The organism is Flavobacterium sp. HNIBRBA15423 (genome assembly GCF_052655965.1).
Genome location: NZ_CP199751.1, coordinates 1581082 through 1594077 on the forward strand (window position 1 = coordinate 1581082; position 12996 = coordinate 1594077).

The 12996-nt window shown below is 29.5% G+C and carries 16 protein-coding genes; 6 read left to right on the forward strand and 10 right to left on the reverse strand.

Annotation, left to right across the window (positions count from 1 at the left end; all coding sequences use genetic code 11):
* The first annotated feature begins 30 nt into the window (after window positions 1–30).
* The gene (locus ACULEV_RS07025; protein ID WP_445457961.1) at window positions 31–699 is read left to right on the forward strand and encodes a uracil-DNA glycosylase; all 669 of its coding nucleotides are present in this window, start codon (window positions 31–33) and stop codon (window positions 697–699) included.
* Here the strand turns inward: ACULEV_RS07025 and ACULEV_RS07030 are convergent, their stop codons facing one another.
* The 8 genes from ACULEV_RS07030 to ACULEV_RS07065 form a co-directional block, all read right to left on the reverse strand.
* Window positions 700–1632 carry a transglutaminase gene (locus ACULEV_RS07030; protein WP_445457962.1) on the reverse strand — a complete coding sequence of 311 codons (933 nt, stop codon included), beginning with the start codon at window positions 1630–1632 and terminating at the stop codon, window positions 700–702.
* 28 nt (window positions 1633–1660) lie between these two features.
* Entirely contained in the window at window positions 1661–2506 is an 846-nt protein-coding gene (locus ACULEV_RS07035) for a substrate-binding domain-containing protein (RefSeq protein WP_445457963.1), read from the reverse strand.
* Window positions 2507–2519: 13 nt separating this feature from the next.
* The gene (locus ACULEV_RS07040; RefSeq protein ID WP_445457964.1) at window positions 2520–3053 is read right to left on the reverse strand and encodes a GNAT family N-acetyltransferase; all 534 of its coding nucleotides are present in this window, start codon (window positions 3051–3053) and stop codon (window positions 2520–2522) included.
* 7 nt (window positions 3054–3060) lie between these two features.
* A complete protein-coding gene (locus ACULEV_RS07045) occupies window positions 3061–3576 on the reverse strand; it encodes a GNAT family N-acetyltransferase (protein ID WP_445457965.1) in 516 nt (171 codons plus the stop codon).
* 3 nt (window positions 3577–3579) lie between these two features.
* Window positions 3580–3957 carry a VOC family protein gene (locus ACULEV_RS07050; protein ID WP_445457966.1) on the reverse strand — a complete coding sequence of 126 codons (378 nt, stop codon included), beginning with the start codon at window positions 3955–3957 and terminating at the stop codon, window positions 3580–3582.
* A gap of 1 nt (window position 3958) precedes the next feature.
* Window positions 3959–4825, reverse strand: a complete 867-nt coding sequence (locus ACULEV_RS07055) for a nucleoside phosphorylase (RefSeq protein ID WP_445457967.1) — start codon at window positions 4823–4825, stop codon at window positions 3959–3961.
* Window positions 4826–4910: 85 nt separating this feature from the next.
* Window positions 4911–5243 (reverse strand): translation initiation factor, encoded by a 333-nt coding sequence (locus ACULEV_RS07060; RefSeq protein WP_445457968.1) that lies wholly within the window; start codon window positions 5241–5243, stop codon window positions 4911–4913.
* A gap of 88 nt (window positions 5244–5331) precedes the next feature.
* On the reverse strand, window positions 5332–6285 hold the full coding sequence (locus ACULEV_RS07065) for an isopenicillin N synthase family dioxygenase (protein WP_445457969.1): 954 nt from the start codon (window positions 6283–6285) through the stop codon (window positions 5332–5334).
* A gap of 199 nt (window positions 6286–6484) precedes the next feature.
* Here ACULEV_RS07065 and ACULEV_RS07070 point away from each other — a divergent pair, with 199 nt between their 5' ends.
* On the forward strand, window positions 6485–8461 hold the full coding sequence (locus ACULEV_RS07070) for an alpha-ketoacid dehydrogenase subunit alpha/beta (RefSeq protein ID WP_445458529.1): 1977 nt from the start codon (window positions 6485–6487) through the stop codon (window positions 8459–8461).
* A 204-nt stretch (window positions 8462–8665) separates the two neighbouring features.
* Here ACULEV_RS07070 and ACULEV_RS07075 read toward each other — a convergent pair whose 3' ends face one another.
* Window positions 8666–9364, reverse strand: coding sequence for an RluA family pseudouridine synthase (locus tag ACULEV_RS07075; protein WP_445457970.1), 699 nt, complete (start codon window positions 9362–9364; stop codon window positions 8666–8668).
* A 132-nt stretch (window positions 9365–9496) separates the two neighbouring features.
* Entirely contained in the window at window positions 9497–10315 is an 819-nt protein-coding gene (gene panB, locus ACULEV_RS07080) for a 3-methyl-2-oxobutanoate hydroxymethyltransferase (protein ID WP_445457971.1), read from the reverse strand.
* 133 nt (window positions 10316–10448) lie between these two features.
* On the opposite strand from panB, the gene ACULEV_RS07085 reads away from it, so the two are divergent.
* The 4 genes from ACULEV_RS07085 to ACULEV_RS07100 all read left to right on the forward strand — a co-directional run bounded on the left by ACULEV_RS07085 (window position 10449) and on the right by ACULEV_RS07100 (window position 12995).
* The gene (locus tag ACULEV_RS07085; protein ID WP_445457972.1) at window positions 10449–10880 is read left to right on the forward strand and encodes a nuclear transport factor 2 family protein; all 432 of its coding nucleotides are present in this window, start codon (window positions 10449–10451) and stop codon (window positions 10878–10880) included.
* Between the two features lie 100 nt (window positions 10881–10980).
* The gene (locus ACULEV_RS07090) at window positions 10981–12051 is read left to right on the forward strand and encodes a sensor histidine kinase (RefSeq protein ID WP_445457973.1); all 1071 of its coding nucleotides are present in this window, start codon (window positions 10981–10983) and stop codon (window positions 12049–12051) included.
* Window positions 12044–12727 carry a response regulator gene (locus ACULEV_RS07095; protein ID WP_445457974.1) on the forward strand — a complete coding sequence of 228 codons (684 nt, stop codon included), beginning with the start codon at window positions 12044–12046 and terminating at the stop codon, window positions 12725–12727. Before ACULEV_RS07090 ends, ACULEV_RS07095 begins: the two co-directional genes overlap by 8 nt.
* 13 nt (window positions 12728–12740) lie before the next feature.
* Complete coding sequence (locus ACULEV_RS07100) at window positions 12741–12995, forward strand: hypothetical protein (protein ID WP_445457975.1); 255 nt, start codon at window positions 12741–12743, stop codon at window positions 12993–12995.
* Window position 12996: the final 1 nt, after the last annotated feature.

The following is a 12996-nucleotide window of genomic DNA, read 5'->3' on the forward strand; positions in this document are numbered from 1 at the left end:
AAATTTCTATTTTTGATAAAATTTTAAGTTATGTTCTCAAAAATGGAAGAATCTTGGCAAATACACTTGCAAAACGAGTTGAAGAATGATTATTTTAAAGATTTGCTACAAAATATTGAAACCGAATATTCTAATTACGAATGTTATCCACCAAAAGAATTAATTTTTAATGCTTTTAACCAATGTTCTTTTGAAAACACAAAAGTTGTAATCTTAGGACAAGATCCTTATCATGGAACAGGTGAAGCAAATGGGTTGGCTTTTTCAGTAAATGATACAATTAAAATTCCGCCTTCTTTGCGAAATATTTACAGGGAAATTAATACCGATTTTGATAGGATACTTGAACCTACTTCTGGTAATTTAGAACGCTGGGCAAAGCAAGGCGTTTTATTATTAAACGCAACATTAACTGTTAGAAAAGATACGCCTAATAGTCATAAACATTTAAAATGGCAACAATTTACTGATGCTGTAATTAAATTATTGTCCAATGAAAAAGAACATCTAGTTTTCTTGCTTTGGGGTGCTTTTGCTCAAAAGAAATCAAAATTTATTGATGAAAAGAAACATTTAATTTTAACTTCGGGTCATCCGTCACCTATGAGTGCTAATCAAGGAAAATGGTTTGGCAATAAGCATTTTAGTAAAGCAAATGTGTATTTGGAAAGTATTGGTAAACAAGAGATAAATTGGTAATTAATTAAAAGTCAATGCTCCTAATATTTCTTCTTTCATAAATGGACCACCAGGATAATTGGCTGTGTAATCTAGGTTTAACCAAATTTGACCTCTTTCATCAATATGATAATGAATTTGTTGGTTTTTAGCTTCATTTTTAAATAAAACTTCTTTTATTAAAAAGATAGCTGTTTCCAAATTATTTTTATCTCCTATAAGCATTTCTGGATATAAATGACCACCTGTATGTATAATTCTAGGTGTTCCACCAATTGCTTTTATTGATGCTGACATTAAAATTGCATGATCATCACAATCTCCTGAAAAATGTTGCAAACTTTCAGAAGCATAGGCAATATATTCTCTTCCTTTTGGATCATTTACATAATTCCAATTGTCTTTAATTTCTTTAAAAACTGCAAAACATTGTATTAACTTTCTGTTTTTGGTATACCCTTTTATATTCTTGAAATGTTGTGTGGTTGCATAGAGTGCAAAATTTCTAACTTTTGGATTTGTAAAATCGACTGCATCTATAATTTTAGATTTATTAGGAAAGGGAAGTAATTTTGAAATAATTAAATCTTGTGGTTTAGGATTATCGCTCATGGCATAAATCATATAGCGGTAATCTTCAAATACACGATTAAAGCCATAATTTCCAAAAAGTGTTCCGTATATTAATATGAGTAAATAAATGAAAATACAGATTATTATAATTGTTTTTAATGTTCTTAAAATGAGTTGAATGATAACCAAAATTAGAATAAAAAGAAGTATTCTGTCTAAATTATAGAACCAGTTTAATTCAATTAAATTTTGATGAGCTATTAAGAATACAGGAATAGCGATTAATAAATTTAGAATGAATATGATAATAGTATCCCAAGGCTTTGGTAAGGAAAGCTTTTCTTTAATTTTTGAGAAAGAAATGGTTTTTAGTATTATCATTCAAGTTTAAAACGATAAAATTAAGTAATTATTTAACTATCGTTTCATAAGGAGCAACTTTTTCAATAATATTTAACGTATAGAGCTGATTTTGTATTTTATCTAGTGTTTTTTTATCCAATTGATGTTGTGACCACTGTGTTAAGGATAACCATTCTTGAATGTCTTCTAGTTTTTGATTGTATTTAGAAGCTAAAGTTCGATCAATGCTTGGTATATGTTTAAATTCTTCTGTTGTAGTGTTAATGATTTCCAAAATTTGCTCTATAATATGAGGTTGTGTTTCTAAAATTTCATTTCGAACAGCAATAACAAAACATGACCATGGAGTAGGGCAATCTCCAACTCTTCTAAAAGTACCATCATCTACTAATGGTTTTGTCATAAAGCGTTCCCACATAAAATAATCCGCTTTTTGAGAAATTAGAGCTTCTACTGCACCATCAATAGTGTTAACAATTTCAAATTCTAAATTTTGTGTGTCCCAATTGTTATTCTTTGCATTCACGATGCTCATTAAATGTGAACCTGAACCATAACGTGAAATTGCTGCTTTTGTACCTTTTAAATCGTTTATGGTTTTATATTGCGAATTGGCATCTACATGAATTCCCCATATAAGCGGACTTTTTACATAAACTTGAACAATTTTAGAATTATTTCCAGCAATAATGTCTTTTACAATTCCTTCCGTTAAAACTACTGCAATGTCAGTTTCTTCTTCACGTAACATTTGACACATTTTACCAGTTCCCTCTGGAACATCTGTCCATTGAAGATTGATTCCTGCTGTTGAAAATTCTCCATTTTCAATACATAAATGCCATGGTAAGTTAAAATGTTCTGGAACACCTGCTATCTTGATTGTTTTCATTTTATTTAAATACTTACTTTTTATTATTAATCATTTGCCACCATTTCCAATTAATTCCATCTTCTGCGACATATTTTTCCATAAATTTCATTCCACATTTTTCTAAAATATGATTAGATGCTCCATTTTCAGCATGTGTATAGGCATTCATTTTTTCTATATTCATTTGATTAAAACCATAGTCTAACCAAAATTTAGTTGCTTCTGTTGCATATCCTTTATTCCAAAAAGATTCGCTTAAACGATAACCATAATCATAGAAGTTCGTATTTCCATTTTCCACAAGATCGTTTACAAATTTTATGCCTGTCCAACCTATAAATTCTCCAGTCTCTTTTAAAATAGTAGCATATCTTCCAATATTATTTTCTTTATATTGACGATGAACGTACTCAATAACTTTGATAGATTCTTCTATGTTTTGTGCTGGTTTTTGCCAAAGATATTTATGCACATTTGGATTTGCATCCATTGTAAACATAGCATCAGCATCAGAAAGTTCTAATGGTCGAAGTAGTAATCGTTTTGTTTCCAATTCTAAATGCATGATGAAATTAATTTGATGTATACCAAACACATGGAATTTTATTATTCCAAATATATTTGTTTTTTAAATTTAGGCCTATTTTTTCAAGAACTTTCCTAGAACCTATATTTTCAATATGAGCAGAAGCATATAACACATCTACTTTTAATTCATTAAAGGCATAATCATACCAAGTTTTTGCAGATTCATAAGCAAATCCTTTTCCCCAAAATTCTTCACGGAAACGATATCCTATTTCATAAAAATTAATATGATTGTTTTCTTCTTCTGTTATAAATTTCAATCCGCACCAACCAATAAATTCATTTGTTTCTTTTAAAATTACAGCAAATCGTCCTATACCATGTGCTAGATATTGATTTCTAATATTTTCAATATAAGCGACACTTTCATCTATAGATTTTACTGGATTATTTCCCAAATATTTATGAACATTTGGGTTGCTATCTAATAAAAACATGCCTTCAGAATCGTTATATTCAAGTGGACGAAGAAGTAAACGATCAGTTTCAAGTGTAAACATTATTCATTTAATTTTTAAATTAGAAATTATAATTCTATAGCCATCAGGATCTAAAATCATTTTCCCATTTTCATTCCAATAAGGGTTTTTTGATGTAGCGAAAGGAATGTCTTCAAAAATTATTTTAGAAATTAGATGTTCATATTCTTGAATAGTTTCTGGATAAAAAACTAAAAGATCATCTTCATCAAAATTGTGGTTTGTCTTTTCATTTGACTGTGTAAATTCTAAATGCCAATCTAGATTAGGTTTACCAATGAAAATACCATTATAATTATCATGATTTTCAAAACTTCCTAAAAGTTCAAAGCCTAGTATATTTGTATAAAAGGTTTTGAGTCTAACTAAATCATTTGTATGTCTGGCAAATCTAAATTTCATACTATTGGATTAATTTTTCCAAAGTATAATCAATCAAATCTTCTACAACTTGGTATGGATTTGAACTAAAATTTCCAGTGGCTCTATTAGCAATAATTGCATTTAATGACAAACAATTATGACCTAATAGTTTTCCTAAACCGTAAATAGCAGCTGTTTCCATTTCAAGATTGGTCATGCGAGTACCTTTAAAATTGAAATTATCCATCTTGTTGTTTAAATCTTTATCTTGAATGTCTAATCGTAAAATTCTTCCTTGCGGACCATAAAAACCACCAGCTGTTCCAGTAAAACCTTTGTGCATTTTATCACTAAAAATTTTATTAGATAAACTTTCACTACATTTAATTACATAAGGACGTCCTTTTTTTAAATCCCAATCAGTTTGTTGAATAAAAGCAGCTTCAATATCATGTTCAGACACATCATCAATTAAATAGGAGCGAAGCATATTATCTAAGCCAATTGCATATTCACTCATTACAAAACTATCCACAGGAATGTCTTCTTGTAACGAACCAGATGTTCCTATTCTCACAATATTTAAAGCAGTTAATTTTTCTTTAGCCTTACGGGTTGTTAAGTCTATGTTTACTAATGCATCTAATTCATTTAAAACAATATCAATATTATCTGGTCCAATTCCTGTTGAAATAACCGTTAGTCTTTTTCCTTTATAACTACCAGTTTGTGTTTTAAACTCTCGTTTTTGAGTAGTAAATTCGATAGAATCAAATCGGTCAGTAATTTTAGAAACTCTTTCTTGATCACCAACAAAGATGATATCCTGAGCAATATTTTCTGGTTTTAAATTAATATGGTATAAGCTACCATCAGGGTTTAATATTAATTCTGAATTTTGTATCATAATGTGATTGTGAGCTTTTAAAATAAGCTCATACTTTAATTTGTTTTTGAATACTGACAACTGAATATTGCCAACTGAACACTCTTTAGCCTCCTACACGTTTTGTTTTAAAACCTTTATCTTGTAGAAATTTCATAATTTTGTCTCGATAATCACCTTGGATTATTATTTCTCCATCTTTAAAGCTACCACCAACAGCAAATTTATTTTTAATCTCTTTAGCTAATAGTTTAAAGTCTTCATCGCCACCTTCATACCCAGCAATAATAGTTGTTGGTTTTCCTTTTCGTTTTTCATATTTACAGATCATAGGTTCGTTTTGAACGAATAATTCATAATCTTTTTCCTCAGTCACTTCTGGTTCGTTTGAAACTTCATGATCTGGAAATAATTTTTTTAATTGATCTTCTAAACTCATTTTTTTTAAATTAAAAATAGTAAGCAAATAAGGCTCATTAAGTTTTAAATATCTTAATGAACCTTATTATCTAAATGGTAAAAGAAATTTATTTTTTGATTAACCCAAGCTCCACTAATCTTTCATGTAAAAATTCTCCAGCGGTTATATCATCATATAATTTTGGATTGTTTTCATCAATACATTCTGGTAAACAATTTAAACTCATATCACTTACAGGATGCATAAAGAAAGGAATAGAAAATCTAGAACTTCCCCATAATTCTCTTGGTGGATTAACAACCTGATGAATTGTAGATTTTAATTTGTTATTAGTATGACGAGATAACATGTCACCTACATTAATCATTAATTCGTCTGGTTGAGCCATTGCATCAATCCATTCTCCATTATGATTTTGTACTTGTAAACCTTTACCTTGCGCACCCATTAAAAGTGTAATTAAATTGATGTCACCATGAGCTGCAGCTCTAACTGCACCATCTTTTGGTTCATCTGTTATAGGTGGATAATGAATTGGTCTTAAGATACTGTTACCGTCCTTAATGTATTTGTCAAAGTAAAATTCATCTAAACCAATGTAAAGAGCTAATGCTCTTAAAACATAAACACCAGTTTTTTCAAGCATTTTATAGGCCTCTTTACCTACAGGATTAAATTTTGGTAATTCAGTTACGGTTACATTATCGGGATATTCACCAGCATATTTTGAACCTTCTGAAACATATTGACCAAAATGCCAAAACTCTTTTAAATCTCCAGCAGAACGCCCTTTTGCATGCTCTTTTCCGAAGGAAACATAACCTCTTTGTCCTCCAATACCTGGAACTTCATACTTTGATTTTGTTTCTAGAGGTAAATTGAAGAAATTTCTAACTTCACTATATAAATCCTCCACTAATTTGTCATCTAAAAAATGACCTTTTAATGCTACGAAGCCGATTTCTTCGTAGGCTTTTCCGATTTCATTTACAAATTTTTGTTTACGTGCCGGATCATCCGACAGGAAATCACGTAAGTCAACACTAGGAATTTGTTGCATACTAAAACGTTATTGTTAATAAATCAATAGACTATAAAGCCTTGTTAATACAAATGTATTGAAATATTTTTAAATTAAAATGACTAAGTTATCAACATTAATTTATCCTTCTTATCCTATTTAAAAAATATTTTTATCACATATAGCTTTGAAAATGTTATTTTTTATACATTTGAGTAAAATTTTAGAAACCATTTATATGCATTTTGATAGAAAAGAATTAAGCAATCCAGAACTTATAGATTTATATAAAAAACTTTTAAAACCTAGAATGATTGAGGAGAAAATGCTTATTCTACTTCGTCAAGGTAAAGTTTCAAAATGGTTTTCAGGTATTGGTCAAGAAGCAATTTCAGTTGGAATAACTTCAGTTTTAGATAAAGACGAATATATTTTACCTATGCATCGTAATTTAGGTGTATTTACAACTAGAGAAATTCCATTGTATCGTTTATTTTCACAATGGCAAGGAAAAAAAACTGGTTTTACTAAAGGAAGAGATAGAAGTTTTCATTTTGGAACTCAAGAATATAAGATTATTGGAATGATTTCTCATCTTGGTCCACAAATGGGTGTTGCAGATGGAATCGCATTGGCAAACAGATTAAAACAAAATGGGAAAGTAACAGCTGTATTTACAGGTGAAGGAGCAACTTCTGAAGGAGATTTTCATGAAGCTTTGAATATTGCATCTGTTTGGGATTTACCTGTTTTATTTGTAATTGAAAATAATGGTTATGGTCTTTCAACACCAACTAATGAGCAATATCGTTGTGAAAATTTAGCAGATAAAGGTATTGGTTATGGTATGGAAAGTCATATAATTGATGGAAATAATATACTTGAGGTTTATCATAAAATTTCTGAGTTAAAAACTTCAATGGCAGAAAACCCAAGACCTGTTTTATTAGAGTTTAAAACTTTTAGAATGCGTGGTCATGAAGAGGCTAGTGGAACTAAATATGTGCCACAGGAATTAATGGATATGTGGGCAGAAAAAGATCCTATTACTAATTTTAAGGATTATCTCCTAAGGACATTTGTAATTAATGAAGAAGATGATACATTAATTAAAGAACGAATTAAGGCAGAAATTGATCAACACTGGGCTAAAACTCAATTAGAACCAGAAGTTGTTGCAAATTTAGAAGAAGAATTGCAAGACATGTATGAGCCTTATGAATATGAACAATTTTTTCATTCTGATACAACAGAAAATATAAGGGTTATAGACGCTATTTCTAGCGCTTTAAAACTTTCGATGGAGCGTCATAGCAATCTTGTTATAATGGGGCAAGATATTGCGGAATATGGAGGTGCTTTTAAGATAACCGAGGGTTTTGTAGCTGAATTTGGAAAAGAAAGAGTTAGAAATACTCCTATTTGTGAAAGTGCTATTGTTTCAGCAGCTAATGGATTATCTATAAATGGTTACAAAGCAATTGTTGAAATGCAATTTGCTGATTTTGTGTCAACAGGGTTTAACCCAATTGTAAATTTATTGGCTAAACAACATTATCGTTGGAATGAAAAAGCTGATGTTGTTGTTAGAATGCCTTGTGGAGGAGGAACACAAGCGGGACCATTTCATTCCCAAACTAATGAGGCATGGTTTACTAAAACTCCAGGCTTAAAAGTAGTATATCCAGCATTTCCTTATGATGCAAAAGGGTTATTAAATACTGCTATTAACGATCCTAATCCAGTGATGTATTTTGAACACAAACAATTGTATAGAAGTGTTTATCAAGATGTTCCAGTGGATTATTACACCATTCCTTTTGGTAAAGCATCTTTGTTAAAAGAAGGTAATGATGTGACTATCATATCTTTTGGTGCTGGTGTGCATTGGGCTTTAGAAACATTATCAAAAAACACAAATATTTCGGCAGATTTAATAGATTTAAGAAGTTTACAACCCTTAGATACAGATTCCATTTATGAATCTGTTAAAAAGACAGGAAAAGTAATTATTTTACAAGAAGATACTTTATTTGGAGGAATTTCTAGCGATATTTCAGCATTATTAATGGAAAATTGTTTTGAATATTTAGACGCTCCTGTAAAAAGAGTAGGTAGTATTGAAAGTGCAATACCTTTTGTAAAAACTTTAGAAGATCAATATTTACCTAAAGTTAGATTTGAAGAGGAATTATTGAACTTGTTGAAATATTAGTGTTTTTAAATTAAGATTTGACAACTTTTGAAAAGTTGTCAAATCTATAAACTTGATAGGGTGTTTAAAAATAAAAAAGTTCTATTTTAGCCCTGATAGTAGTGACATCCTTTTCTTTTTCTTTAAAAAAAAGAAAAGATATAACGAATAGCAGGTGGTTTTTTCTACCAAAGGATGATTTTTGTGCTCCAAAAAAATTGTACATTAAGATTTACTAATTGCATCCCAAATTACTTCTTTTGGTGTAGCTGCAACAATGTTTAGAACCTCTTTAGTTACTGGATGAATAAATTCCAATTGTCTTGCATGCAAATGAATACCTCCATCTGGATTGCTTCTATCAAAACCATATTTTAAATCGCCTTTTATTGGGCAACCAATTGCGGCTAATTGCGCTCTAATTTGGTGGTGTCTTCCTGTATGTAATTGAATTTCTAAACCGATATAATTATCTAATTTCTTAAAAATAGTATATTCTAAACTTGCTTTTTTACTATCTGGAACTTCTTTTATATGTGCTTTTGAAGTATTATTTTTTGGATTTCGTTTTAGATAATGAATTAAAGTATCATTAGTTTTAGGAGGATTGTTTTTTACAACAGCCCAATACATTTTTTTAGTTTCTCTATTTTTAAAACTATCGTTCAAGCGGGTTAAAGCTTTTGATGTTTTTGCAAAAGTTACAATGCCAGTTGTAGGTCTGTCTAAACGATGAATGACACCAAGAAAAACTTCTCCGGGTTTGTTGTATTTTTCTTTGATATATTCTTTAATAATTTCAGACAAAGGTTTATCACCTGTTTTGTCACCCTGAACAATATCACCTACACGTTTATTAACAATTATAATATGGTTGTCTTCATGTAGTATTTGCAGGTTATCTTTAGTAGAAACTATTTTCATTGTAACTTTGATATTTTGATTTTTAGAATATTGAATTACTTTACAATTGTCTACTTAATTTCCAAATTTTTAAATCGATGCATAATTTCAGTTTTCTAAAAATCTAAGTAGCCAATAATCTAAAAATCAAAATTAATACTGTTCATTCTCATTTGGAAAATCAACCGATTTAACATCAGTTACATACTGACTAATAGCTGTTGTCATTTCTTCATATAAATTCATATAGCGTCTTAAAAATCTCGGACTAAACTCGTGTGTCATTCCAATCATGTCGTGGAGTACTAATACTTGTCCGTCAACACCGTTTCCTGCACCAATTCCTATAACTGGTATAGAAATACTTTTTGCTACTCTTTCTGCTAATGTTGCTGGTATTTTTTCTAAAACTATTGCAAAACAACCAACTCGTTCTAGCATTTTAGCATCTTCAATTAGTTTTTCTGCTTCTTCTTCCTCTTTTGCTCTTACTGTATAAGTGCCAAATTTATATATAGATTGTGGTGTTAGCCCTAAATGTCCCATTACTGGAATTCCTGCATGCAAGATACGTTTAATAGATTCTTTTATTTCGCTACCACCTTCTAGTTTTACAGCATGACCACCGCTTTCTTTCATAATTCGAATTGCAGAACGTAAAGCTTCTTTTGGATCAGATTGATAGCTTCCAAAAGGTAAATCTACCACGACTAAAGCTCTTTCGACAGCTCTAATTACAGATGAAGCATGATAAATCATTTGATCTAAAGTAATAGGTAATGTAGTTTCATGCCCAGCCATAACATTACTAGCAGAATCACCTACTAAAATAACATCAACACCTGATGAGTCTACAATTTTTGCCATTGTATAATCATAAGCTGTTAACATGGAGATTTTTTCTCCATTATCTTTCATTTCAATTAATGTTTTTGTGGTAATTCTTTTGTAATCTTTTTTAGCTACTGACATAATATTTTAGGTATAGAAATATGTATTTATTATTTTTAAAATTAAAATAGGTTGTAAAATTAAGATATTCTTAGAAATTGTAACTAATTTTAATAAAAAACTACAAATGGAAGTGTAACTAAATTTTTTAAATATGAAAAAAACTATGATTTGCTTGTTATTACTATCATTAAATTTTATAACAGCTCAGGAAATTAGTCCAAAAAAGGTAATAGAAGATTTTTTTGTTGCGTTTCACAAGAAGGATACTGTAGCTTTAAGAGCAGCTTCCCATAAAGATGTTGCCCTGCAAACCATTGCAAATACTAAAGAAGGTAATAAACTTATTACTCAGAAATACTCAGATTTTTTAAGGTCAATTATTGCTATTCCAAAAGAAATGAAATTTGAAGAAAAGCTTTTAGATTTTAATATACAAATTGATGGTTTATTGGCTCATGTTTGGACACCTTATGAGTTTTATATCAATGAAGAATTAAGTCATAAGGGAGTTAATTCTTTTATTTTAGTTAAGGAAAATGAGAAATGGTTAATTGTTCATGTAATTGATACTCGAAGAAAGTAATCTTTATAGAATCTTTATACTTATTCCTATTTATTTTATGCACTATTTATAAAACCCAGCTTATCTTTGCCTAGTAATTAAATAGTAAAGTTTTAAGACTGTGTTTAATAGAAAATCAAATACAAACAAACAATATATTTTTAGCATATTATTAGTAGTGCTAGTTTCACTTGTTTGCTTTGCTTTTAAAGAGTTTATTGGTTATAAAGTTATTGCCTTTATTCTCTTGGTTACGGTTTCTATTTTAGCCATGTTTTACAGAATTATTCCAACATTAATCGCTGCTATTTTAAGTGCTTTAATTTGGAATTTCTTTTTTATAAAACCTTATTTTACTTTTCATATTGAAAATACAGAAGATACATTTATGTTTTTTATGTATTTTGTTATTGCATTAATAAATGCAGTTTTAACTTTTAAAATAAGACAAATTGAACGAATTGCAAATGAAAAAGAGTCCAAATTAAAGTCAATAAAACTCTATAACACACTTTTAGATAGTTTATCTCACGAATTAAAAACACCTATTTCTGCTATTATTGGTTCAACAGATGCACTTCAAAGCAATACAACAATAACTGAGAATCAAAAAGAAAAGCTATTAGAAGAAATCTCGATAGCTGCATTACGTTTAAATAATCAAGTTGAAAATTTACTGAATATGTCTCGATTAGAATCGGGTGTTGTGGTTGCAAAAATGGATTGGATAGATATTAACGAGATTGTTTATGAAGTGATTAGAGCCTTAAAAATTAAATCCTATTCGCAAAAAATAATAGTTAATACTTCTGAAAATTTACCACTATTTAAATTAGATTATGGATTAACAGAACATGTCATTTATAATTTATTGAATAATGCAATTATCTATACACCTGAAAAAAGTACAATAAAAATTAATTTATTGAACATTGAAAATGCATTGCAAATTGAAATTTTAGATGAAGGAAATGGTTTTCCAGAAGGAGAAATAGCGTTAGTTTTTGATAAATTTTATAGACTTAAAAATTCAAGACCTGGTGGTTCTGGGTTAGGGTTATCCATAGTTAAAGGTTTTGTTGAAGCTCAAAATGGAACAGTAACTTTAGAAAATAGAGTAGAAGGAGGAGCAAAATTTATTATCAACATCAAAACGGAAGTTTCAAAATTTAATACGATAGAAAATGAATAAGCATCAAATTTTGGTCATCGATGATGAAATTCAAATCAGAAAACTTTTAGAAATTACTCTAAGTACAAATGATTTTGAAGTAAAACTTGCTGAAAATGGCTTAGAAGGCATTCGTTTTGCTGCAACGTTTCAACCCGATTTGATTATGCTTGATTTGGGTTTACCCGATGTTGACGGACAGCAAGTTTTGCAACAATTGCGAGAATGGTATTTCAGTCCTATCATGATTTTATCGGTTAAAAGTGAAGAATCTGAAATTGTAAAAGCTTTAGATAATGGTGCCAATGACTATTTGATAAAACCTTTTAGAACACAAGAGTTATTAGCAAGAGTGCGTTCTCACATGAGAAATCACATTAAGGAAGCTTCTGAACCTATTATTTGTTCAACTAATTTTTCTATTGATTTAGTAGCTCGAGTTGTGAAAGTTAATAACGAAGAAGTTAAATTAACACAAACAGAGTTTAATTTATTAGCCATTTTGGCAAAAAACGAAGGAAAAGTATTAACCCATCAATACTTATTAAAGGAAATCTGGGGGAAAAGTTATAGCGACCAAACCCAATATCTAAGAGTGTTTGTAGCACAATTAAGAAAGAAAATTGAGAATGATGCCAATCATCCCGAAATGATTCTCACTGAAAGTGGAATTGGTTATCGATTTATTCTGACATAAAAATTCAACACATATGGAAAATTCAGACAGCAACACAGCTAATGTGCCAAGTGACAGCCTTAGTTTGTCTATAAATAGTACAATTCAATCAAAAAAATCTAGTTCAGATTATTGGTTACGAGAATTTATTAAAATTAACCAATGTCCACAAAGAGAAGATGCATTAGAAAATCAATTAGAAGATTTATGCATGGTAGCAGAAAAGTTGGGATTGGTTTATGCTTCACACTTTATTAAAAACTATTACAAATATAAAATCTTAAAATAAA

What these genes read in the sequence shown, in the direction of transcription:
- ACULEV_RS07025 (WP_445457961.1), top strand. Translation starts at nt 31, where the DNA reads ATGTTCTCAAAAATGGAAGAATCTTGGCAAATACACTTGCAAAACGAG.
- ACULEV_RS07030 (WP_445457962.1), bottom strand. Translation starts at nt 1,632, where the DNA reads ATGATAATACTAAAAACCATTTCTTTCTCAAAAATTAAAGAAAAGCTT.
- ACULEV_RS07035 (WP_445457963.1), bottom strand. Translation starts at nt 2,506, where the DNA reads ATGAAAACAATCAAGATAGCAGGTGTTCCAGAACATTTTAACTTACCA.
- ACULEV_RS07040 (WP_445457964.1), bottom strand. Translation starts at nt 3,053, where the DNA reads ATGCATTTAGAATTGGAAACAAAACGATTACTACTTCGACCATTAGAA.
- ACULEV_RS07045 (WP_445457965.1), bottom strand. Translation starts at nt 3,576, where the DNA reads ATGTTTACACTTGAAACTGATCGTTTACTTCTTCGTCCACTTGAATAT.
- ACULEV_RS07050 (WP_445457966.1), bottom strand. Translation starts at nt 3,957, where the DNA reads ATGAAATTTAGATTTGCCAGACATACAAATGATTTAGTTAGACTCAAA.
- ACULEV_RS07055 (WP_445457967.1), bottom strand. Translation starts at nt 4,825, where the DNA reads ATGATACAAAATTCAGAATTAATATTAAACCCTGATGGTAGCTTATAC.
- ACULEV_RS07060 (WP_445457968.1), bottom strand. Translation starts at nt 5,243, where the DNA reads ATGAGTTTAGAAGATCAATTAAAAAAATTATTTCCAGATCATGAAGTT.
- ACULEV_RS07065 (WP_445457969.1), bottom strand. Translation starts at nt 6,285, where the DNA reads ATGCAACAAATTCCTAGTGTTGACTTACGTGATTTCCTGTCGGATGAT.
- ACULEV_RS07070 (WP_445458529.1), top strand. Translation starts at nt 6,485, where the DNA reads ATGCATTTTGATAGAAAAGAATTAAGCAATCCAGAACTTATAGATTTA.
- ACULEV_RS07075 (WP_445457970.1), bottom strand. Translation starts at nt 9,364, where the DNA reads ATGAAAATAGTTTCTACTAAAGATAACCTGCAAATACTACATGAAGAC.
- panB (WP_445457971.1), bottom strand. Translation starts at nt 10,315, where the DNA reads ATGTCAGTAGCTAAAAAAGATTACAAAAGAATTACCACAAAAACATTA.
- ACULEV_RS07085 (WP_445457972.1), top strand. Translation starts at nt 10,449, where the DNA reads ATGAAAAAAACTATGATTTGCTTGTTATTACTATCATTAAATTTTATA.
- ACULEV_RS07095 (WP_445457974.1), top strand. Translation starts at nt 12,044, where the DNA reads ATGAATAAGCATCAAATTTTGGTCATCGATGATGAAATTCAAATCAGA.
- ACULEV_RS07100 (WP_445457975.1), top strand. Translation starts at nt 12,741, where the DNA reads ATGGAAAATTCAGACAGCAACACAGCTAATGTGCCAAGTGACAGCCTT.